19 protein-coding genes are annotated in these 21060 nt (G+C 51.0%); 4 read left to right on the top strand and 15 right to left on the bottom strand.

The window, feature by feature from the left end; genetic code table 11:
• Window positions 1-150 precede the first annotated feature (150 nt).
• The 3 genes from ACVWYU_RS01250 to ACVWYU_RS01240 form a co-directional block, all read right to left on the bottom strand.
• The gene (locus ACVWYU_RS01250; protein WP_457371748.1) at window positions 151-1500 is read right to left on the bottom strand and encodes an AAA family ATPase; all 1350 of its coding nucleotides are present in this window, start codon (window positions 1498-1500) and stop codon (window positions 151-153) included.
• The gene (locus ACVWYU_RS01245; RefSeq protein WP_457371747.1) at window positions 1497-3374 is read right to left on the bottom strand and encodes a transposase; all 1878 of its coding nucleotides are present in this window, start codon (window positions 3372-3374) and stop codon (window positions 1497-1499) included. The genes ACVWYU_RS01250 and ACVWYU_RS01245 overlap by 4 nt, the downstream gene beginning before the upstream one ends.
• Before the next feature lie 128 nt (window positions 3375-3502).
• On the bottom strand, window positions 3503-4465 hold the full coding sequence (locus tag ACVWYU_RS01240) for a hypothetical protein (protein WP_457371746.1): 963 nt from the start codon (window positions 4463-4465) through the stop codon (window positions 3503-3505).
• 657 nt (window positions 4466-5122) lie between these two features.
• Between ACVWYU_RS01240 and ACVWYU_RS01235 the strand changes: the two genes are divergently transcribed.
• From ACVWYU_RS01235 to ACVWYU_RS01225, 3 genes are all read left to right on the top strand, one after another.
• Window positions 5123-6577: a TnsD family Tn7-like transposition protein gene (locus ACVWYU_RS01235; RefSeq protein ID WP_457371745.1), complete on the top strand. Its 1455-nt coding sequence runs from the start codon at window positions 5123-5125 to the stop codon at window positions 6575-6577.
• Window positions 6578-6653: 76 nt separating this feature from the next.
• Complete coding sequence (locus tag ACVWYU_RS01230; protein ID WP_457371744.1) at window positions 6654-7268, top strand: HAD family hydrolase; 615 nt, start codon at window positions 6654-6656, stop codon at window positions 7266-7268.
• Between the two features lie 541 nt (window positions 7269-7809).
• Window positions 7810-8043, top strand: coding sequence for a BPSL0761 family protein (locus tag ACVWYU_RS01225; protein ID WP_457371743.1), 234 nt, complete (start codon window positions 7810-7812; stop codon window positions 8041-8043).
• A gap of 156 nt (window positions 8044-8199) precedes the next feature.
• Here the strand turns inward: ACVWYU_RS01225 and ACVWYU_RS01220 are convergent, their stop codons facing one another.
• From ACVWYU_RS01220 to ACVWYU_RS01190, 7 genes are all read right to left on the bottom strand, one after another.
• Window positions 8200-9507 (bottom strand): OprD family porin, encoded by a 1308-nt coding sequence (locus ACVWYU_RS01220; protein ID WP_457371742.1) that lies wholly within the window; start codon window positions 9505-9507, stop codon window positions 8200-8202.
• 398 nt (window positions 9508-9905) lie between these two features.
• Window positions 9906-11129: a CoA transferase gene (locus ACVWYU_RS01215; RefSeq protein ID WP_457371741.1), complete on the bottom strand. Its 1224-nt coding sequence runs from the start codon at window positions 11127-11129 to the stop codon at window positions 9906-9908.
• Between the two features lie 89 nt (window positions 11130-11218).
• Entirely contained in the window at window positions 11219-12517 is a 1299-nt protein-coding gene (gene dctA, locus ACVWYU_RS01210) for a C4-dicarboxylate transporter DctA (RefSeq protein WP_457371740.1), read from the bottom strand.
• 43 nt (window positions 12518-12560) lie between these two features.
• Window positions 12561-13502 (bottom strand): D-2-hydroxyacid dehydrogenase, encoded by a 942-nt coding sequence (locus tag ACVWYU_RS01205; protein WP_457371739.1) that lies wholly within the window; start codon window positions 13500-13502, stop codon window positions 12561-12563.
• A 10-nt stretch (window positions 13503-13512) separates the two neighbouring features.
• Window positions 13513-13914, bottom strand: a complete 402-nt coding sequence (locus ACVWYU_RS01200) for a VOC family protein (protein WP_457371738.1) — start codon at window positions 13912-13914, stop codon at window positions 13513-13515.
• Entirely contained in the window at window positions 13911-14876 is a 966-nt protein-coding gene (locus ACVWYU_RS01195; protein WP_457371737.1) for a hydroxymethylglutaryl-CoA lyase, read from the bottom strand. The genes ACVWYU_RS01200 and ACVWYU_RS01195 overlap by 4 nt, the downstream gene beginning before the upstream one ends.
• 16 nt (window positions 14877-14892) lie before the next feature.
• Window positions 14893-16083, bottom strand: coding sequence for a CaiB/BaiF CoA transferase family protein (locus ACVWYU_RS01190; RefSeq protein ID WP_457371736.1), 1191 nt, complete (start codon window positions 16081-16083; stop codon window positions 14893-14895).
• A gap of 114 nt (window positions 16084-16197) precedes the next feature.
• On the opposite strand from ACVWYU_RS01190, the gene ACVWYU_RS01185 reads away from it, so the two are divergent.
• Window positions 16198-17115 (top strand): LysR family transcriptional regulator, encoded by a 918-nt coding sequence (locus tag ACVWYU_RS01185; RefSeq protein ID WP_457371735.1) that lies wholly within the window; start codon window positions 16198-16200, stop codon window positions 17113-17115.
• 78 nt (window positions 17116-17193) lie between these two features.
• On the opposite strand, the gene pcaC is transcribed toward ACVWYU_RS01185, so the two are convergent.
• From pcaC to ACVWYU_RS01160, 5 genes are all read right to left on the bottom strand, one after another.
• Window positions 17194-17571, bottom strand: a complete 378-nt coding sequence (pcaC, locus tag ACVWYU_RS01180; RefSeq protein ID WP_457371734.1) for a 4-carboxymuconolactone decarboxylase — start codon at window positions 17569-17571, stop codon at window positions 17194-17196.
• Between the two features lie 42 nt (window positions 17572-17613).
• Complete coding sequence (locus tag ACVWYU_RS01175) at window positions 17614-18984, bottom strand: MFS transporter (protein ID WP_457371733.1); 1371 nt, start codon at window positions 18982-18984, stop codon at window positions 17614-17616.
• 118 nt (window positions 18985-19102) lie between these two features.
• Complete coding sequence (locus tag ACVWYU_RS01170) at window positions 19103-19942, bottom strand: alpha/beta fold hydrolase (protein WP_457371732.1); 840 nt, start codon at window positions 19940-19942, stop codon at window positions 19103-19105.
• Between the two features lie 2 nt (window positions 19943-19944).
• A complete protein-coding gene (locus tag ACVWYU_RS01165; RefSeq protein ID WP_457371731.1) occupies window positions 19945-20328 on the bottom strand; it encodes a hypothetical protein in 384 nt (127 codons plus the stop codon).
• Window positions 20329-20354: 26 nt separating this feature from the next.
• Window positions 20355-21041: a GntR family transcriptional regulator gene (locus tag ACVWYU_RS01160; RefSeq protein ID WP_457371730.1), complete on the bottom strand. Its 687-nt coding sequence runs from the start codon at window positions 21039-21041 to the stop codon at window positions 20355-20357.
• Window positions 21042-21060: the final 19 nt, after the last annotated feature.

The following is a 21060-nucleotide window of genomic DNA, read 5'->3' as shown; positions in this document are numbered from 1 at the left end:
TCACCCGAAAAGCTACTTGTTCATGAAGCTCTAGGGAATAAAAACTGTCTCAAAACGACAACTCATTGAAATTAATGGGTTTTTTAGATCGCATATCTCCTGTTCCTTCCGCTCCTTCCTATTTGGACTCGCGGTTTCGCGATGGCGTCTTCATCTAGGTTTCCTCGGCGTCGTTGTCTGCTTTAAGGAACTGACAATTTCGAAAAAGGATTTTGTCATTTCTTCATCTGAAACCTTAGGTACCGGTGCAGGGCGGTTTTGCTTGCTAGATCGTGCAACGTCACCTGGTAGCAACCCAATGTGCTTCATTGCCAATCGCTCCTTTTCATTCAGTGCTGAGTCGAAGACCGCTGCGTTCACGCGATTATCTCGATCCTCACGAGCGAAACTCACGACATTGGCATTTCTATCAATTGGAAGATCGAATGGGCATCGCAGATCCAAATGGGTACCGGGGTTACGAGGCTGCAACGACTGAAGCTGTAGCTGTTGGACATCCCGCGAATTGCTTGAATACGCACTAGAACGAAATGCCTTACTCACATCGGCGAGGTTTATAGATTTCCTGCCAGCGCTGCGGCACTCTATGTAAGCAAGCTTAAGGAGCTGTACAGCAAGCCGCTTAATCCCAAAAGTAGAACGATAAAGCTCTGTGGTTAGGTCATTCATCCCAACCTGAATGTGACCATTGCAGACCCGAATGCACTCGCTTACATAATCTTTCCAGTCTTGGCTATCAGGGTGATCGGGCAGCATGATCCGAGGCTCCGAGAGGAGCCTCTGTTTATCTTCGCTATTTCGGCGAATCAGCTTATGCACGAGGCTGTAGTTTGAAACGAATATTATTGGTAGACCGATAGCAGCCATCGTCAACAGAATGTCAGTTACCTTTGATGCGCCGGAGCCGGTTATGTGCTGAGTTTCGTCAAGCATTGCAAGTGAGACGCCGTATAGATTTGCTCGCCGCCGACTTTCAATGAGTAACTTTGCGACATTAGTTTTTTTCCCCGCCTCTAAATCGCCCAACACAACGTCTAACAACAGTTGCTTGCCGCTAGACTTTCCTCTGGCACTGACATACCAATGAGAAATCAGTTCAATCGAACCTTGGAAATGACTGCAGTTAAAATCCATAGCCGGTGGACAGACTTTTCTCAAAGCTGCAATAGTCTGACTCTTACCGACTCCCGCCAAACCAGTTAAACATACTGGGAATTTTTCTAGTTCGGGTGGGTTGTAAATTCTGGAAACATACTCAGTTTCGCTTCTAAACAGATCTGCATTATGGAGAGACGCCCGACCCAACATTTCCCTTATAAAATCAAGAGAAAATTTGTTAGGCACGTAAATATTCCTCAAAGACTCCTCCATAATTTCTGCAGCAATAAGAGGATCAATACCGCTCAACTCAATGAGTGGTTGAGGCCTAACCGTTACCCGCGTTCGGATTTGGTCCAAGTCCAGGCAATCGTCAAAACGCGCTCTTACTTGTACGTTCATTTGGCTGTTCCTTGAAATCGTTTATAGTCTGCCGTATCACGCTCAGCCGCTCCGTTTTTAGGCGGTCTCCCGAGTTTGCGCTCGCCAGCATCCCGTTCTTTTTCGGTCAGGCTTTTGATTTTTTGCCCGTAGAATTGCTGAATAGCTGGCTTTTCTTCCCTATGATCCGCATTTGCATCACGTCGCAATTGGTCAATGTCCTGTAGATCCCGCAATGAAATATCCGCCATTCCAGAGCGCGCACTAGCAGGTCGGACAAAGTCTAGTTCGTACAAAACCCCACTAACTTCAACCCATATATGCCTAACACACATCGTCAACACATAGGCACTAACATTAATGACTCCGTCCCTTGCAGCCAAATCGAATACTCCACTAGCCTCTAACCCTGGAGATCTATATTTCCGTCCGTATAAATAGACTGCATCTCTTCTTATACATGCTGGACACGCTTTCAGAAATGATCTTACCGCCACATCAAATTCCATGCTGATACACGAATTACGACCAATACCGTCGTGATAATTGAAAATTCCTAGAGGTGTGGGCTTGACACCGTCGAGATACATATCGTCGTTCATCCGGCGGGACGCATCTGAACTGCGATTGTCTTCTATTGCCTGCACAATCTCCCGCCGAGACATCTCAACAAAATTAAACTTGCTATGCTTATGCGAAGGCTGACCTAATAATTTCTTATCCCTAGGATGAGAAGATTCTACGGTTGCTTTGGATTGACCAGAATACACTGGAGTAAGCTCATGAGCTTTCAGCCAGTTGATATTTGGCTTACTGGGATAACACGCAGCAGGCCCTCGATCAAATATGATGCCGCCTGAAAGCCCATCACCTGGCCATTCCCACGGTTCTATATCAACCCCGAAGAGCTCGCAAAATTTAACCTTATCTATGGCCATACAAAACAACGCCATATTGTAAGCATCCATATTCTCTTTAGTTTCGGCAAAGCCCATACCCAGTATGGCACCCGACAAGCCGCATAAAGCTCGGACAACACAAAAGCCCTCTATCGCGCTTCCCTCAATAACCCCACTGAGCTTTTCAGATATGTAATAGCCATCAAACTCAACGCGTTGATATATATTAGTAACGCTATCAGCAAAGCTTCCCGAGGCTCCCAACTTCAATTTTGCTTTGTGTTGGCCTTTTAACTCGTATAGAAGATCTCGCGGGCTAAAATACCGCTTAATTTGGGTCCTATACTGATTGTACGTGGGAAAAGCCTTGCCCTCAGGATGCTGAAATTGCATAGAGCCATTTGAATAAAATGATTTGCACCCGAAGGTTTTGGTAACCACATCACCATAGACTTCCTCCGATGTCTTAGTAATGCATTTATATTTTATAAATCCTTCTATTATCTTTTCCCTCATTTCGGCGTCAGAATGATAGCCATAGTGCTTACCCTTTTTCGAAGGGCAGCCCAGCTTATTTTTTCGTGCCGGATCAAGGCGATTCCAACCGCCAATGCGATGTAAGGGGGGCATTAACGCCCACTTGTTGTATCCAAATATAAGATACGTGTAAAACCATAATCTCAGTCGTACTGTATTTTGCACGGGGCGCATCGATTTAGCGTGCGCATTAATTAGAGTATCAGGATCATCACAAAGGAGAATTTCATCCCGTCGTACAACAAGATCCGATATGGCTGCAAATCGCTTATTTACCTTTTGATCATATGTTTCTTTTGCAGAATGCCTTCGGCTTTCCAACTGCTGGATAGAAACACCTTGAATACCCGAAAGCCAAGGAGGAAATTTGTCTACAGGACCGTCCTCCAGCAACAACCCATGCTCGAGCGCGTCTTCAAATTCAATCCTGGTTAGGTTAATTAAATTCGCGCCCAACATCTTACCGTCATCAATAAACAGTACTAGTCGAACCCTGTTGGTATTGCCATTACTGTTTAAGAAGTGATACGTAACGTCCTTCGAAAGACAGAGAAATCCCTCAGGCGCAATGATTCGAGACCCCATCCTCATGGTACCGACTCTTCAAAGAGCGAACCATACACAGAAAAGAGATCACCTCCGTCGGTGTTAAATGGACGGTCGACATGAATGTTTTCAAAAAAATTTATGGGTAGTTTCTGATTCCAAATATCCTGATAGATTCTAGTAAGAAACTGATCACGCTTACCCCAGCGCTTTCCATATTGTATCGCCACATAAGCGACCGGATTTCCCGATAGAACTGCCTCCCTTACTTCTGCGCTGAATTCATTGAGCAACGCAGGGTCATGGCTCAGAGGGATGTCGTGCACGACGAAAAGCAGATCAAGATTCGCGATAACCTCAGGCTTTACCCTATCAAGGGAAACCTGCACCGTTCTGACGCCCGCGCTGGCGTAGTAGGCTCTCTCCAGCTCTCTCCGCAGCTCACCATGGTCGCGGTCCTTCTTCTGCTGAATTGGTGTTTTGGGCTTCGAATACCTTCTCTCGCGAAATGCTTCCTCTCGGTCTTTGACAGTCCAGTTAACGGCGTAGGGGATGCCGTCATGACCATTCATGTATAGGAGAAGGTCCCCTTGGTAGGGAAAGGGGATCTTCTGGCGCGTGCCATCCGGCCCTTCGTACACGAACAGGTGGTGGTTGAATCCTATTTCCTTGGCTATCTCAACTGTTCCACGTACAGACGCCGGAAAGGTTCCTTTCGTCAGCGGGTGACCATCAAGTGGGTGACCCGCACTGTAAGGCCACAGCATTTTTTGCTCGTGAATATCAAGCAGGTCTGGATGACAAAGCGCGAGTTGCGTGAATACCCGCTCGGGTGTCGACAGAGCATGCAGCGCACGGCCCAGCTTTGCACTGTTAAGCCTGCTTATGCGAGAGCCCTTGGGTGCTTCACGTGGTACCGCGAGCGTTGACGGAATGTACTCGTCTCCCCATTCAAACCGGCTCTGACGGTTCATGATCAGGGAAAATTTATCCTGAAAATTCATATTACTAATCCAATGTCTTATAGGAACGTCTACGCCCGGTTAGCTGGGGATAACAGCTATGACGTTGGACGAACCCCTTATCCAGCGGGCAGTCGAGCACACGTATGTCTGTGGATAACGCGTACCAACTTGTGGACGAACGAAGTCGTGCAAGACTTGACGTCCCACATGTATGGAATAGACAATGGATTTGTCAGGGCGCAATTCTGACTTATCCACAAGGGCCCAAGGTAGCACTTGGGCCTTTGTCTATCTGATTTCTAGCTCTAGAATTAGCTAAGTTTTCATTTGAACTCCGCTATCAATTAGCACTCCCGTTGCGCGGGCGATATACAAGTCTGTGGTACAAATGCGAGATCTGCGTAGTACAAACTTCGAGATCCCGTGGTACAAACTAACGATTGTAAAGCTCCATTTTTCGGTAAAACGAAATATGGTACCGCTTGAATTTATCCGATGACAACCAAAAGCCACTCCGGCTTCACTCTGGATGCGTGCCTCTGCACTCTCACCATCCTCACCGAGTTCTTCTATTTATTGTCAAAATAGCGGATCGAACTGAACAGTAACGGCACTACTGCTTTTAGTGCTAACAGAGCTCTTCGCAAAGTATATTGAAGTGTTTACCATGAGTGTGGTTCGTTAACGGCGATAATCGTGAATTGTTCAACCGTTCAATCGCAGGACGTATTCGTCCGTTGGTTCGAGGATGAGACGTTCTACAGTCTTTGCTGCCGTCAGCATAAATTTTTGGGGAATTTGAAAACCTCAGACACATTAGATTGGCTGTTCAGCCGTCATCACGACACCATCACGCAGGACTTTCCTCGCAATCTTGGCTCCCTTACAACTCAAGCACCGTCGGCATGGGGTGATCCGACATCGATCATCAGGGAACACACGATTCTCCCACTATTTTTTCCATTTCAGTCGGATCAGCAGATCCCAGAACTGGTTCAAAGCGCGGAGATATCTCATATTGGCGCGATCAAGTATCGCTTGGGGCTTCTAGCAGGACGTTTCGGTGCAGAGCATCCTTTGAAAGCCTGCACAGCCTGCATGGCTAAGGATCTAGACATCCATGGGGTAGCTTTCTGGCACCTATCGCATCAATACCCTGGGGTAGTTCTGTGCCCTATTCACGGGTTGGTGCTACGAGAAAGCGCCGTGAATTGCCAATGGCCTGGACGACTTCAATTTGCTTTACCTTGCGACGATGTTCTTGCGCCGCAGACAGCGTCAGTATCTTCTACCGAAGCTCACGAAGCACTTCAGCGATTAGGAAAGGGTGTGTTGGATCTTGCGAGCTACGCGATGTCTAGGCGCTTTAACCCAATGATTGTGAGATTCGTCTATCAGAATGCATTAACCCAACTGTGCATCACCGGCCAAGATGGAGCGCTGATCGCAACCTCATTCTCAGAGTATGCATCACTGCTTCAGACCTACGCTCCTCTCCATACCCTGCCCAAAACGACGCAGGGCGCAGAAGCCTTCCTCAAGCAGCTCACCCGGAATCCCCGTGGCTGTTACCATCCGCTTAAGCACCTAACGATAATCACTTGGCTTTTTGGTCGACTGGAATCATTCATCGAAGCTTATGATCGGCTAGAAAGACTACTCCAGCTTCCGGAAGGCCCTATCGCGCAGTTGGAATTCCTCAAGGCTGTGACAGCTGCACCAAACTCCGGTGAGCTGTTTGCTGAAAAGCCTCTCAATAAACCCGAAAATCTCAAGCCGAAGATTCATGACGCTGCCTTAAAGCGCCTTATGAATGGTGACTCTGCTGATTCAATAACTGCCAAGTTCAGGCAACCCATTTGCACTGCCAATGGGTTCCCCAGCTCGGCCCAGATGGTACTGAAATTGCGGGCTGAGCGGCTCCAGCAGACGGCTCTTCGAGAACATCGGTCAAAATGGCATGACACCGTCTTGGCCCATTCAGGCGCTAGCGCAAAAAGCATTCGCCTAGAGATACCAGGCATTTATGCATGGCTATATAGAAATGATCGAGTGTGGCTACTTGCACAAACACGTGATCTACGTTGCGGAAAGTCGCCATCAGAGGGAGCGCAAACAGTAGTCAACACAGATTCAAGCAAGCGGACGTAAACACACCAAGCCCTGTAACTACCTTCAGTTCAAATGGTTACGGGCACCAAACAACCTCATGTGAACGGACAACTGTATGCCTGTTTTGGCGGCTATTTTCGACGCTTTTGGCACGCTGGTGAAAATCGGCGAAGGCACTCACCCTTACCGGAAAATCCATAAACTCGGGATTGAGCAAGGACGTCGCCCACAATCCACTGATGCAGAATGCCTGCTCACCCTGCCATTGGACCTGCGCGAGGCGGCCGATTTTTTTGGCATTCAAGTCGATCGAAAGGTGATGGCCGAAATCGAACGCGGTCTCGCCGCCGAACTAGCCGAAATCCAAGCTTTTCCGGACGGCCTATCTGCCGTTCAAATGCTGCAGGACGCCGGCGTAAAAGTGGTGGTGTGTTCAAATTTGGCAAAACCATATGCTGCGGCTATCGAACGTCTATATCCCGGGCTAGATGGCTATAGCTACAGTTTTGACGTGGGTGCAGTCAAACCCTCGCTCGAGATCTACCGGCATGCAGTGCAACTGGTGTCGGTTTCGCCCGCTGATGCCTGGATGATTGGCGATTCACGGCGCTGCGATTGTGAGGGACCTACTGCATTCGGTATGCGCGGGTTTTTGCTCGAGCGGCAAGGCAATAGTACGTACACATCACTCCATCAGTTTACGAAAGCCATTCTAAGCAACCGGTATTAATTGATTCATCGGCCTCTCTTGGCCCATGACTTGTTGCCGCCGACGCTGAATTGACCCAAGTGCTGACGCAAGATTGACCCGCCTCCAAATCAACAAAACCAAGCACACGCAATGGTTCGCGAGGGATGAGGCTGAGTCAGTGACATCTCGGCATCTGGGTCAATTCGGAGTGAGCGCCAACAAACATAGTTTGTCTTGCGAGTCACGCTCCGCCCTCCAGCCTTCGGTAGGCGGGTTGCCGACCCGTACCATGTGAGCACCGTAGACTGGAAATCATCAGCCATGAAGAGCTACGCGAAATGCTGGAGAACGCCGACGCGGCCTGACCAAACATACGCATCGCACTTGACCAGCACGCTTCGTGACCAAGAGCGGCGGAGAAGACCCTTTCCTTTGCTGCCCTTGCCGACGGGCAAAGGGCCAAAAGCAGTCACTGGCGACTGACCCATAATGGGCGATAAGCTGGGCTGGACCGTCAAAGTATTTGACCGAACCTAGCTGCCTTGCATTGGACTGATGATCACAACAGATGGAGGATTAAATGACGATGCCATTTGAACGGACCAGATCAGTCGCACAAACTCACGCTTTCCTGACAGAGCTTACGTGCGACTCGGAAGTACCCGAGCGTATTAGACAAAACGCTCAATTCCTTTTGCGTCACTTTCCCACTAAGCGCGACGTTCTACTGGCTGGCCGAATTGAAGAGGAAGCAAAAAAACTTGGCTTAGGCGCATTTAGTACTGTGTTTAGCTCCTCAACTGAAGACTGGTAATGGGCTGATTTTTTTCGTCTATGGCTCGCACAAAAGCAAATGCCCCGAACAAGTCGGGGCGTTTGCTGGGCTGGCCTTCGGTACGTTTCACACAGTCTGGAGAGGGCCCTTTTTGCTCCGGGTCTTAGGGGAGAGTTTGTACACGCATGACATTTGTTAGCGAAGCGGGATGCTATAGCTTACAAATACCCGGTTCTGATCCTGATCCCGAGCGGCTTCGCTATTGGATTTACCATTTCGCCAGCCGAAGCCAACACCTTTGAGCGCTCCGGACTGAAGGACATAGTCCAGACTGATATCCCTTTCCCATTCTTTCTGATCATCGCCAGATCTCGTCTTGATATTGTCGCCGGAGAGGTAAATGACCGAGGCTTTCAGACCGGGGACACCCAGAGCGGCAAAGTCATAGGCGTACTGACCAAATGACGTGCGTTCCCCTGCGCGGGTGAAGCTCTGGATCAGACGATCCGTATACAGGTACAGGCTGGTGCCGCCAGCGCCTTTGTCTGCCAGACTGCCTTGGTTGAGTTGGGTGAAGCTGCTACCGTCCGAAACGCTTTGGTAGCCCGCAGTGATAGCATGACCTCCCAGTGTGTAAACAAGCGCGGCGCTCCAGGTACGGTTGTCGATCTCGCCATCACCGTTTTTTGTGTAACCACTGATTCTGTAACCTGATGTACCGGAGCTGTTTTCACCTGACGAGTCTGTTTTGAAGTAGCGGAGGTCGGTTTTCAGCGATTGACCCTCCGCGATCGTCAGGGTGTGGATCAGGCCGAAAAACTGTTGAGTGTAGTAGTTATCGAGATTGGCGTAGTAATACTGAGCGGTCAGGTCTTTGGTAACTTTCCAATCGCCCCCGGCGAAGTCGAACTGGTTGCTTTCATGTGTACCGCCTAGAGCGGCTAGCCCTGTTTGATCGGTCGAACCGCGACCTGTTGCATGCTCAATACGTCCGCCGGTCAGGGTTAGATCTTTGAACTCGCTTGAGGTGATTTGACCACCCTCGAAGGTTTGTGGGAGCAGACGTCCATCGTTGGCGACCAGAATCGGAAGTTTCGGAATCAAGGTGCCGTAGCGAAGTTCAGTCTTCGACATTCTGACTTTGCCGGTCAGTCCTAGCCGGCTCCATTCGTCCACAGCACTGTTGTCGCTGTCAGAAGGAATCATAGTGCTACCGACGTGCCGTCCTTTGCCGCTGTCCAGAGTGACACCCATTAGCCCTAGGGCGTCGACACCAAATCCAACCGTGCCATCGGTATAACCAGACTTATAATCCAGCATGAAACCCTGCGCCCACTCTTCGGTTTTCGAGGGGGTGGCAGAGCCATCGCGGTTGTCGTTGTTGAAATAGAAATTTCTCATTCCCAAGGTGGCTTTGCTATCACCTAGAAAGTCAGCATACGCTTGGGCACTCAGAATAAAACCGGCAAACAAAGAAGTTGCAGCAATTTTTTTTAAGCTCACTTATAACGCTCCGCTCTTTTTATTTTTAGGCAACAGAAAAAACACAAAACTCTTCTAGGTCAACGCATCGCGCGCGACCGACTGGCATGTAGTTATTCTTTACTTATCTGACAAGTGATACGCCGTGTTCTTGGTCTGTGTCTCCTGCTGAAAGTGAGGTATTAATTATATTTAACTTCCTGCTTCCATATGGTATCGCGCAGCGCAAAATCCAAGCCTACTGAAAGCACCTGCCACAATGATAATCGTAGTATTCCCTATTCAAAGTTGCCCCTAGTGAACTGAACGTGTACTTAATTTATCTATTTAATATATTTTGTGTCGCATACGCGGCGGCTTTAGATAAAAAACTAACCGTACAGGTCACTAGCTACCATTAGATCTCAAATTGCACTGAATTAATTGCAGGGGTCTGCATCAGGCCCAGCCACAACGCCGGCATCATGAAGACGAGCAACTTCCATTCCAGACAGACCCAGCACGCCGTGCAGTACTTCGTCCGTGTGCGCTCCCAACAGTGGTGCCCCAGTCCCAGCGGATCGATCTATCCCTTCAAAACGCGCTGCGAGCTGAGCACTGATGTGATGGCCCACTCCTTCCGTAGTTAGCTGCTCGAAAACGGGATTGAGGATTCCAATACGAGGATCATCCCGGAGAAGTTGCTTCACCGTGGCATACTTTCCCCAAGAGACTTGATGCTTGTCCAGCAGGTCTCGCACTACGGATAAGCTCCGCTGAATGAACCAAGGAGCTAGAAGCTTTTCAATAGCCTCTCGCCCCTGATATCGCTGTACTTCATCATTGAAGTCGAGGCCCAAATGAGACTCAGCTGCTGCGATCTCCGCTTGAACACCACAGCAACTGACAAGAGCCTGCCACTGCGGAATCGTGATGGCGGCAACCATAACTCGCTGCCCGTCGGAGGTTTCAAAATCTCGCCCGAACGCTCCGTATATGTGGTTGCCAACGTGTAGCCGGTCACGATCGAGCACATCAGCTTCGGCCAGTAATCCCAAATGGGATACTGTCGAAAAGGCGACGTCAGCAATCGCCAATTTGATCAATGAACCTTCACCACTTACCAGGCGGCGATTAATGGCGCCAACGAATGCAAATGCTGCCTGGTATGCCGTCACAACGTCCCACACGGGCAGCTGGCTGTTCACCGGTCTCGCGTGATCGCTCTCTCGCGCAAGCATCGGGTAGCCGGTTGCACTATTTACTGTACATTCCATTGCTGAAGAACCATCAGGATTACCTTCGATGATGCAAGAGATCAGATCTGACCTGCGCTCTGCGAGCTTGGCGTGCGACAGCCAGGATGCAGCTCGATTGGTGAGTAAGTTGCCTGTACGACAGACCAGCTCCTGTACCAACTCTTGAGCCTCGGGCCGCCTGAAATCTAGCGCTAAGGAACGCTTTCCAGCATTGAGTGATGTCCAGAACAAGCTTCGTCCACTGGGATGAACGCGAGGCGCACGACGATAGTCAATGCCGCCACCGATTGCATCAATGCGAATAACATCTGCGCCGAATTGAGCCAGTACCAAACCAGCCAACGGGGCCGGCACGAATGCCGAACTTTCGATAACGCTTATGTCCTGAAGAAACGGATAAGGCATGTCTGGTCTCGTACTTGATGATTTATTACGCACCGGCTTACCTGCTTGACCCGTGCGTGGCGGGCAAGCAGGTAAGCCAGAACGCAAACCTAGCCCAGCTCGCGTTTCAGTTGTTCCCGATCGAGAACCCCCTCCCATCGAGCCACGAATAGAGTTGCAACGCCGTTGCCGATCACGTTAATCAAGGCACCACCTTCGGAAATGAATCGGTAGACACCCAATACAAGGACGAGGCCAGCCGCGGGGATCACGTCAACAGAGCCAAGGGTTGCCGCCAAAGTGATGAATGCACCGCCTGTGACGCTTGCTGCACCTTTGGAGGTCAGCAGCAAGATGAGAAGCAGGGTGACCTGGTGGTAGATAGACACATCAATATCGAGAGCTTGCGCGATAAAGATGGCCAACACAGTCATATTGATACAGCTGCCATCGAGGTTGAAGCAGTAACCAGAAGGAACGACCAATCCCACTGTCGACTTCTCACAACCCAGCTTTTCCAGCTTGCCCATCAACCGTGGCAGTGCAGACTCGGATGATGATGTACCGAGCACCAGTACCAGCTCCTCCCGGATGTACTTCAGAAACTTCCAAAGACTAAAGCCAGCGAGGCGTGCAGCTAGATTGAGAACCACGAATACGAAGAAAAAACCCGTCACGTAATAGCAAATCAGTAGATTGCCATAGGACGCGAGTGAGCCGATGCCGTATTTCCCAACTGTGAAAGCCATGCCACCGAAAGCGCCAAGCGGAGCAACGTACATGACGATTTTAAGCATCCGGAAAAACGCTTGAGCAACTAGATCGATCGTGTCCAGCAACGGCTTGCCGATTGGTCCGAGCAACTGCAGTCCAAATGCGAACAATACAGAGATAAACAGAACTTGAAGGATATCCCCTTCGGTGAAAGCACCGAAAACAGTTGTTGGAATGATATGAGTCAGGAATCCGACCACGCTCTGATCGTGCGCCGCCTTTGCATAACCCGCGATAGCGCTGCCATCAAGGGTTGACGGATCGATATGCATTCCAACGCCAGGCTTAAAGAGATTCACACCGATAAGGCCAATCACCAGAGCCAGCGTGGTCAAAACCTCGAAGTAGATCAAAGATTTAAAGCCGATCCGTCCGATTTTTTTGAGGTTCTGCATGCTGGCGATGCCGCTGACGACGGTGCAGAAGATGATCGGAGCGATAAGCATCTTGATCAGTTTGATGAACGTGTCACCCAAAGGCTTCATCTGCTCACCGAGACCTGGGCTAAGGTGGCCCAGCAAGATGCCCAGCAGGATCGCCGCCAATACCTGAACATAGAGGTGGTGGTAAAACGGTTTCCGTTTAGCCAATGGAAGCTCAGGTAATTTGGACGAAGAGCTGATTGTTTTTGTCATGGCGCTCTACCTATAAAATTAGTTGTTGATATTGATCTGTTAGTTACGACACCACATTCACAGGCTTCCCTGCGGTGAAAGCTTCAACATTTGAAATCAGTGTGCTTTTCAACCGGGCAACGCTGCTTTGGCTAGCCCAACCAACGTGTGGAGTTACGATGAGATTCGGCAGATTACTGCTCAGGAATGGGTGATCCGCCCGAGGTGGTTCGCAGCCCAGTACATCTAGGGCAGCGCCGCCGAGGTGACCACGCTTGAGAGAGTCCAGCACGGCATCCTCATCAACCAGCGGTCCTCTGGCCGTATTGATCAGGAGTGCACCGGGCTTCATTTGGGCCAACTGATCAGCAGAAATCAGGTGGCGGGTTTGAGGTGTCAACGGACAATGCAGGGAAATGGCGTCGGCTTGGTCGAGCATCTTGTCGAAAGACACATACCCCTGCCGCACCGTAGATGCACCACGATGCTCCGCAAAGATCACATTCATCTCAAGGGCGCTGGCCAGCCGAGCGACGCGGCTACCAATATCACCGCGTCCAACTATGCCGAGGGTGGATCCTTGAACATCCAGGATGGGAGAGCCATGGACGCAGAAATGGTTGGAGGTTGACCACTGATTAATTGCAGCCTCCCGGTATTCAACCAAGTGGCGGCGCAGAGCGAACAACGAACCGATGACCGACTCTGCAACACTGACAGCTGAGTACGCTGGGACATTGCAGACGGTAACGCCGTGGTCGCGACATGCTGAAATATCTACACAGTCATAGCCGGTCGCTGCAACACATATCAGCTTCAGTTGGGGCAATTGCTCCAACTCGACGCGTCCGAGCTTGACCTTGTTCGTGATAGCCACATCCGCGTCCGCGAGTGCCTCTACGATTTCCCCTGCATTGGTACTCTCGCGAACAGTCCAGACATCAGCAAACGCTGGTCGCTCAAGAGGAGACGGCAGACTCGCGCCATCGAGAAAAACGATTTTCATGGTGTACCTCTTATTGTTCTGCAGTGATGCGTGAATCAATCTGCTCGGCGATTTCAATCAGGTTCAAATCCGGGTCCCGGACATACACCGATCGAATCGGCCCCATAGCTCCAGTCCGTTGAACTGGACCCTCTTCGATCGGCCAACTCTCAGCTTCGAAATGAGCAACAACTTTCTCCAAGCTCGTACTGGCGATGAAGCAGAAATCCAACGCCCCAGGCACTGGCAGGTGCGCCTTAGGCTCGAACTCACGACCATGTACGTGAACGTTGATCTTCTGCTCACCAAACTGAAATGCGATCCGATTGGCACCAAAGGTTTCAAGTCGCATGCCCATAACGCGGACGTAGAAGTCTTTGCAGGCCTCCACATCGATGGTGGTGAGCACGAGGTGATCCAGGTGGTGGATCATTTGGTTACTTCCGCAAAAGCAGAGACCACCTGCTTGCTGAGGGTGTGCACGTGTTCCGGAATCGGATGAAGATCTAGTCGTTTACCTGCCGTCAGGATTTGGCTCGGCGTAGGGTGCCCAATGAGTCCAGGAAGTTTTGCGGATGCTGCGAGAATCCCATCCAGATTCACTCCAGTGTCATAGCCCATCAGTTCGAGCATGTGGACTAGGTCTTCGGTGCAGACGTTGCCGCTCGCACCCGGTGCGTACGGACAGCCACCAAGCCCTCCCAACGATGAATCGAACCGGTCAACACCCGCTTCTAAGGCGCCCAAGGCATTGGCCAGTGCCATTCCGCGGGTGTTGTGGAAATGCAGTGTGATTTGAAGTTGCGGGAAGCGCTGAATCACTGCTGACGATAGCGCCTGTACCTGAGATGGATAAGCCATACCAGTCGTGTCGCAGAGCGTCACGCCTCGCACGTTCAAGTTGGCAAATCGGTCGACCCAGCCAAGGATTTCATCGAGAGCGACATCGCCCTGCATGGGGCAACCAAACACGGTCGACAGGGATACATTCACTGCCACCGGGCCTTGACCGATGACCGAAACAACTTCCTTGAGCTGTGCGAAAGATTGTTCACGCGTCATGCGCAGGTTCGAACGGTTATGCGGCTCGCTGACCGACATCACCAGGTTCGCTTCATCCACACCGCAACCAAGGGCGCGTTCCGCCCCTCGCACATTGGGCACCAATACGGTGTACTCGACACCTGGTTTGCGCGTGATGCCATGCATCACCGCCTCTGCGTCACGAAGCGCAGGGATCGCCTTGGGCGACGTAAAAGAGGTCACCTCGATCTTGGCATAACCGCACTGACTGAGCGCATCAATCATTGCGATCTTGTCGGCAGTCTCAATAAAGGTAGCTTCATTCTGGAAGCCGTCACGAGTCGCGACCTCCTGCATATATAGACGTTTCATCTACCTACTCCGTACTTCAAATTATGCCGCGGCTGCGCCATTCATCCCGTGTTTGAGCGTCAATACCGTGGGCGGCGAGCACCTCATCGGTATGCTCACCCAAGCTTGGAGCCTTCGAGCGTAGTTGCCCTGGAGTAGACAGAAGCTTGGGGACAATGCCAGGCAGCGTGACGGGAGTGCCGTCTTCCAAGGTGCTCGGAAGCAGCATTCCGCGGGCCTGGTAATGGGGGTCATTAGCGATATCTGCGGCATCGTAGATTTTCCCTGCGGGTATACGTGCCTCGTTCAGGGCGTCCAGCACTTCCTCAAGAGATCGATCCGCTGTCCAGGTAGAAATTGCAGCGTCGATTCGCGCAACATGGCGTACTCGACCATCGTTCTGTTCAAGCTCGGGATCGTTGGCCAAATCGAGGCGATCTATCTTTTCCATCAAGCGACGGTAGATGCTGTCACCGTTTCCGGCGATCAAAGCGTACTTTCCGTCTTTGCAACGGTAGGCGTTGGTCGGAGCGATGCCTGGAAGGCTGCTACCAGCTGGCTGGCGGATTGCCTCGAATACGGAATACTCGGGAATCAGGCTTTCCATCATGTTGAAAACGGACTCATAGAGAGCCACATCAACCTGCTGCCCTTCACCGTTATTTTGCTCTCGGTGACGTAGGGCAAGTAGAACTCCAATGACACCGTGCAGCGCGGACAGCGAGTCGCCAATCGATACACCGACGCGAACCGGAGTGCGACCAGGTTCACCGGAAAGATGGCGCAGACCGCCCATCGCTTCGCCAATTACGCCGAAGCCTGGAAGGTCGCGGTAAGGACCGCTTTGTCCATAACCAGATACGCGGAGCATGACAAGTCGAGGGTTGATTTCGCGCAAAACATCCCAGCCCAGCCCCCATTTTTCCAGCGTGCCAGGGCGGAAGTTTTCGATCAGGATATCTGCATCCTCGACCAGACGTTTAACCACCTCATGGGCTTCGGTTTGGCGCAAGTCGAGGGTTACAGAACGCTTGTTACGAGATTGAGATGCCCACCAAACGGAAGTGCCGTTATGGAGCATGCGCCATTTACGCAGGGGATCACCGGTGACGGGAGGCTCGATCTTTATAACGTCAGCGCCGAACTCAGCGAGAATTTTGGCAGCAAAGGGGCCCGCGATCAGCTGACCCATTTCGATGACCTTGATGCCTTGCAATGGAAGGTTCATGGCGTAACCCGCTTTTGTTGTTTGTTATGGCGCGATGATCTCCCTGCTTTGGGTTGATGAAAATTGCGAAATTCTCCAGTACCCTTTCCAAAAGCGAAAGGCTAGGTACTCGTAATGAACCTTCTTCATGTCGATCTGGTTTCACTCCGCCTTCTGGTATTTGCGGCTGAAACCCTGAACCTTACTCAGGCAGCTAATCGAGCAAATATGACGCTTTCGACTGCCAGTAAGCGATTGACGGAGCTTGAGCGGATAACAGAATGCGCCCTGTTCGTGCGCTTGCCCCGTGGTGTGGAGCTGACTGCCGCCGGTCGTGGAATAGTCGACCACGCACGTCATATCCTCGATAGCGTGAATCGGATGGCATGTGATGCGAATGACTTCGCGATGGGAGTGCGAGGACATGTCCGTCTTACCGCAAACACATCCGCTGTCGTTCAGTTCCTGCCGCAGGATCTGGCCATATACTTGGCGGACAATCCCTTCGTGCGAATCGGTATGGAAGAAGCGTTGAGTGATGACATTGTCGCGGCGGTACATGATGGTCGAGCGGATATCGGCATCTTTGCAGACAATGTGGCTTCCGATGAACTAATCAAACGGGTATACCGACGCGATCAGCTCGTATTACTCGTACCCGTAAAACATCCACTTGCAGATTTCCGCGAACTCGCATTGTTAGAGGCATTGGATCATGATTTTGTCGCCCTTAATCAGGGAAGCTCGTTGTTGCGCCGCCTCACAGATGCGGCTGTAGCCAACGGCAAAATGTTAAAGGTCCGTATTCAGGTAAGCAGTTTCGATGGCATTTGCAGGATGATTGAAGCGGGCCTGGGCATAGGGGTGTTGCCATTGGCATCCGTGAGAAAGGAACTGCTGGGCACTCGCTTGGTGGCCATCCCACTGACGGATAACTGGGCTCGGCGCACTCTGTATGTAGGGGTGTCAAACGAGGCGCTGTTGTCGCCAGAGGCGGCCAAGCTTTTTGACTACCTGGCGCGAATGGAACACACAGAGGATGAAATGGAGTAGCGAACTTACTCAATCCAGCCTTCACACTTAGGAAACCCTGGCTGCCCAAAAATCGAACAGCCATGGCAGCGGCTTTGATTACAAGCCCATTTCCTTGAACACTTCTTTCGCGATCTTAAAGCTGTCAATGGCCGCAGGAACGCCGCAGTAAATGGCGGACTGCAGGAAGACTTCTCCGATCTCGTCTTTGGTCAGACCGTTGTTGATAGCGCCACGAACGTGCAGCTTGATCTCATGCGGACGATTCAGCGCGGTTAACATGGCAAGATTAAGGAAGCTGCGAGTGCGGCGGTCCAATCCTGGGCGATTCCAGACATCACCCCAGCAGTACTGGGTGACATGTTCCTGCATGCGGCGGTTGAAGTCATCAGCGCTCGCGAGGGAGGTATCTACATATTCGTCGCCGAGCACCTCGCGGCGGGTTTTCAGACCAATTTCAAAGAGTTCTTGATTCATAGGGTTGATCTCCAGATAAGTTATTAGGTTCAGGCTAAGGGGTTAAGCTTTTGCTTTTGCAGCACGAAGAATGGAAGGAAGTGTGAGTGCTAGGAGCCCGGCGAGTACGAAGGCTCCGGCCATGGCCAGTAACCCAGCCTGATTGCTGCCCGTAGCTCCTTTCATCCAACCGAGCAGCACTGGCCCGATGAAACCGCCGAGACTGCCTACCGAGTTGACCATCGCCAAAGCGACAGCCGCCCGAGCGCCGTCGAAGTGCCGCGATGGGAAGCTGAACAGTAGTGGTACTGCCGCTTGGATACAGGCCGCCATGCATAACCCAATGAATGCAACAGTGGCTGAACTAGCCAGACTCGACATGGCAAATCCGATTGCGCAGAAAAACAGAACTCCAACGAGGTATCTCTCCAGCGCACCGCCTTTCTCGATGCGTTTGGAAACAATCAGAAGAGACAGACCTGAGATGACCCACGGTACTGCTGACAGGACACCTGCCTGAACACTGTCAACTTGCAGCCGCTCCTGAAGGATTTGCGGCAACCAATAGGTGACGGTCCAAAAGCCGATCATCATGAAAAGAAAACAAATCGCATACGCCCAAGCGGCTCCACTTGTGAACACTTCCCGAAGCGCTCGCGAATGGCCGTCGTCGGAATCATTTACATCTGCTGATTCCTCGCTGAGCGCGTCCTTCAGCACCTTCTTTTCTTCGTCGGATAGCCATTTCGCATCGCTTGGTGTGTCGGCCATGAATTTGAGCGTGAATAGACCCATGGCCACCGCTGCTCCACCTTCAAGCAGAAACACCCACTGCCACCCGTGAAGTCCGGCCATACCATCCAAACGAAGCAGCTGGGCCGTTACCAGTGAGCCGAGGGCCAAGGAAATCGGAATGCCAAGCTGGAACAATGAATATGCCCGAGTAAGTGACCGAGAAGGCAGCCAAAAGCTCATCCAGAAAAGAATTCCAGGGTAAAAACCTGCTTCTGCAATACCGAGAAGGAACCGCGCCACGTATAGAGATTCTGCGGTATTCACGAACATGGTGAGCACTGTTATCGCCCCCCAGCTAATCATGATCCGAGCAATCCATCGGCGCGCACCATAACGGCGCAAAGCTATGTTACTCGGCACTTCCGTCAGGATATATCCAAGATAAAAAAGGCCGGCGGCCAAACCGAATGCAGCCGGCCCCAAACTCAAGCTGTCGCTCATGGAGTGGCCAGCAACGCTGAGATTAGTGCGATCAATGAACGCTACAAACAAACCAAGAATTGCTATTGGAATGATGTGACGCTTAACTTTAGAAAAGACTTTTTCCTGATCAGTTTGCGTGGAAATCTTTTCAGTTTTGGCAGCGTCTGCCGCACTCGGTTCTCTGAGTGAAGCCTCAACTATGTTTTGATCTATCATGACCAACACCTTTTTGTAATTATGAGTGCAGCCGCGCCGTCATCTTTAAAGATGCAACATAAAAATTTAGGCGCTGATTAAATGGCCCCACTTACCGTATAAGCGCGGCCATCATTACTTACTGAGCAAATTCACCCAGAATTGGGATGAGATACTCTTTGAAAAGCTGGTAGTTCTCGCTTACCGGAAAATGGCCAATACCAACCATTCGGCCGCCCTTAGCCCCTGGAATTGCATCAATCGTACGCTGCGTATCATCAACCGTGCAGGCATGATCATATTCACCTGTGAGCAAATACACCGGGCAGGCCGCAGTATCGATCTCTGCTTCCCGACCACGCAGGTCAAGGTCTTGGCTATAGAAATAAGTGTCACCTCGGTAGATGCCGGGCCCGCCTTGACTATAAATCCACCATACCTCGCGCTTTGAAGACTCCGGGCTCATAGGCGCCATGAGGCTATAAGTCCAAGATGCGACACTCTGTTGAGCATTGATATTCGGAGCCAGCGACCAGTCTTGAAAGCGTCCCTTGACGTTTGACGCACCTGACAATCCGATCACGCAACGCCACCTTTTCGGATCGCGGCGCACTAACTCTAATACCAGCGAGCCGGCCATGGAACAGCCCATAACAATGGGACGATCAAGATTAAGCGCTTCCGCGAATCGCTCCACGGTTTGGGCATACACTTCCGCAGTCAGTAGGTACTCTTGCTCCCACCACCGATCTGGAGGTAAGGACCGTCCATGCCACGGCAGATCGAACGCGATTACCCGGAAGGACTTAGTGATTTCAGCATCGTTCAACAGTTGACGATATTGACGAGAGTCCGCACCTGCAGTGTGGAGGCAAATCAGTGGTATACCCTGACCAGCTTCTTCAAAAAAAATGCGTTGCTCGACCCCAGCCACATTGAGGTGCATGTAACGACCAGTGACGCTTTCAATGTGAGCCATGATCAACCCCTCCGAGGCGCGACGCTGAAAAGCTTTTGCAGCACTCTCAGATGCCGCAGTAGATAGATACGATCTGACGTAATCGAGAAATCAGGATGGATTTTCTCAAGTGCCAGAAAATCGTTGTAGAGAGGTTCTGGCACAACTTTAAAGATTTTATTCCACGCGTCACGAATACCTACGAACTCAACTACATCGCAGTTCGGCGCAGAGATGGCATCGACGGCCCGGAATTCACCGCACTCAAAACTGAAATAAAAAACTTGGCGTTCTACCGTAAGTTTTATAAAAAACTGGGAGAGCTTCCCAATATGGGAAAGCTCTTTATCCAAACTAACATTTTGCAGCCACTGACTGATCCACTCGGAACTCAGTATTTCGGACATTACATGCACCTATGGGCTTGTAACCGTCACTCACCGCCTAACTGACTTAATACGTGAAAGGTTCCCTTAGCCGCTTCATACGCAGCCTTTACATGTTTCTCACACGCTGCTCGGGCTGCAATAGGATCGCGTAGGACGGCTGCGGCTTCGGTAATGATCTTAATTTCCGCAGCACTTTGAGCAGCACGTCCAGGCAAATTCAGGGTAAAAGCACGTAACAACTCTGTTCGGCTATGAATAGCGCGCAGTGCGCGTTCGACGGCCTCATTATCAGCTCCGGCAAGCAGAACGTGATAATACTTGTCTTTAAGTTGAGTACGCTCGCCGACGGGAAGATGCTCCAGAGAGCTGATAATTTGCTCAGTTAATACGATTGCTTGCTCACACTGAGATGGCGTAGCACGAATCGCGAATAGCTGACCAATCAAGCCCTCCAGAACACCTCGAAGTTCATAGAGATTCCGAATATCTTTTTCAGTGAGGATCGCCACCCGAGGGCCGCGTCTCGGAATCATCTCTACGATACCTTCAGCTTCCAGCTGCCGAAGCACTTCCCGGACTACAGTCCGGCTAACGTCGAAACGTTCGCACAACCGGGTCTCGATCAGACGCTCACCTGGCTTGAACTCCATCGCAACGATTGCCGCCCTCAGGAGGTCAGCGGTCTGCTGCCTAAGCGGTGCTGCGAGCTGAAGAAAAGGGTTATGAGTCATTTCGAGATCCTAGGTTTGA

This window comes from Pseudomonas sp. TE12234 (genome assembly GCF_054061835.1).
The sequence above is the reverse complement of the archived record's forward strand: the minus strand, read 5'-3'. Positions and strand labels throughout refer to the sequence as shown.

Bases quoted from the DNA above. Each gene is read 5' to 3' on its own strand.
- ACVWYU_RS01250 (WP_457371748.1), bottom strand. From the start codon at position 1,500: ATGAACGTACAAGTAAGAGCGCGTTTTGACGATTGCCTGGACTTGGAC.
- ACVWYU_RS01245 (WP_457371747.1), bottom strand. From the start codon at position 3,374: ATGTTGGGCGCGAATTTAATTAACCTAACCAGGATTGAATTTGAAGAC.
- ACVWYU_RS01240 (WP_457371746.1), bottom strand. From the start codon at position 4,465: ATGAATTTTCAGGATAAATTTTCCCTGATCATGAACCGTCAGAGCCGG.
- ACVWYU_RS01230 (WP_457371744.1), top strand. From the start codon at position 6,654: ATGCCTGTTTTGGCGGCTATTTTCGACGCTTTTGGCACGCTGGTGAAA.
- ACVWYU_RS01225 (WP_457371743.1), top strand. From the start codon at position 7,810: ATGACGATGCCATTTGAACGGACCAGATCAGTCGCACAAACTCACGCT.
- ACVWYU_RS01215 (WP_457371741.1), bottom strand. From the start codon at position 11,129: ATGCCTTATCCGTTTCTTCAGGACATAAGCGTTATCGAAAGTTCGGCA.
- dctA (WP_457371740.1), bottom strand. From the start codon at position 12,517: ATGACAAAAACAATCAGCTCTTCGTCCAAATTACCTGAGCTTCCATTG.
- ACVWYU_RS01205 (WP_457371739.1), bottom strand. From the start codon at position 13,502: ATGAAAATCGTTTTTCTCGATGGCGCGAGTCTGCCGTCTCCTCTTGAG.
- ACVWYU_RS01200 (WP_457371738.1), bottom strand. From the start codon at position 13,914: ATGATCCACCACCTGGATCACCTCGTGCTCACCACCATCGATGTGGAG.
- ACVWYU_RS01195 (WP_457371737.1), bottom strand. From the start codon at position 14,876: ATGAAACGTCTATATATGCAGGAGGTCGCGACTCGTGACGGCTTCCAG.
- ACVWYU_RS01190 (WP_457371736.1), bottom strand. From the start codon at position 16,083: ATGAACCTTCCATTGCAAGGCATCAAGGTCATCGAAATGGGTCAGCTG.
- ACVWYU_RS01185 (WP_457371735.1), top strand. From the start codon at position 16,198: ATGAACCTTCTTCATGTCGATCTGGTTTCACTCCGCCTTCTGGTATTT.
- pcaC (WP_457371734.1), bottom strand. From the start codon at position 17,571: ATGAATCAAGAACTCTTTGAAATTGGTCTGAAAACCCGCCGCGAGGTG.
- ACVWYU_RS01175 (WP_457371733.1), bottom strand. From the start codon at position 18,984: ATGATAGATCAAAACATAGTTGAGGCTTCACTCAGAGAACCGAGTGCG.
- ACVWYU_RS01170 (WP_457371732.1), bottom strand. From the start codon at position 19,942: ATGGCTCACATTGAAAGCGTCACTGGTCGTTACATGCACCTCAATGTG.
- ACVWYU_RS01165 (WP_457371731.1), bottom strand. From the start codon at position 20,328: ATGTCCGAAATACTGAGTTCCGAGTGGATCAGTCAGTGGCTGCAAAAT.
- ACVWYU_RS01160 (WP_457371730.1), bottom strand. From the start codon at position 21,041: ATGACTCATAACCCTTTTCTTCAGCTCGCAGCACCGCTTAGGCAGCAG.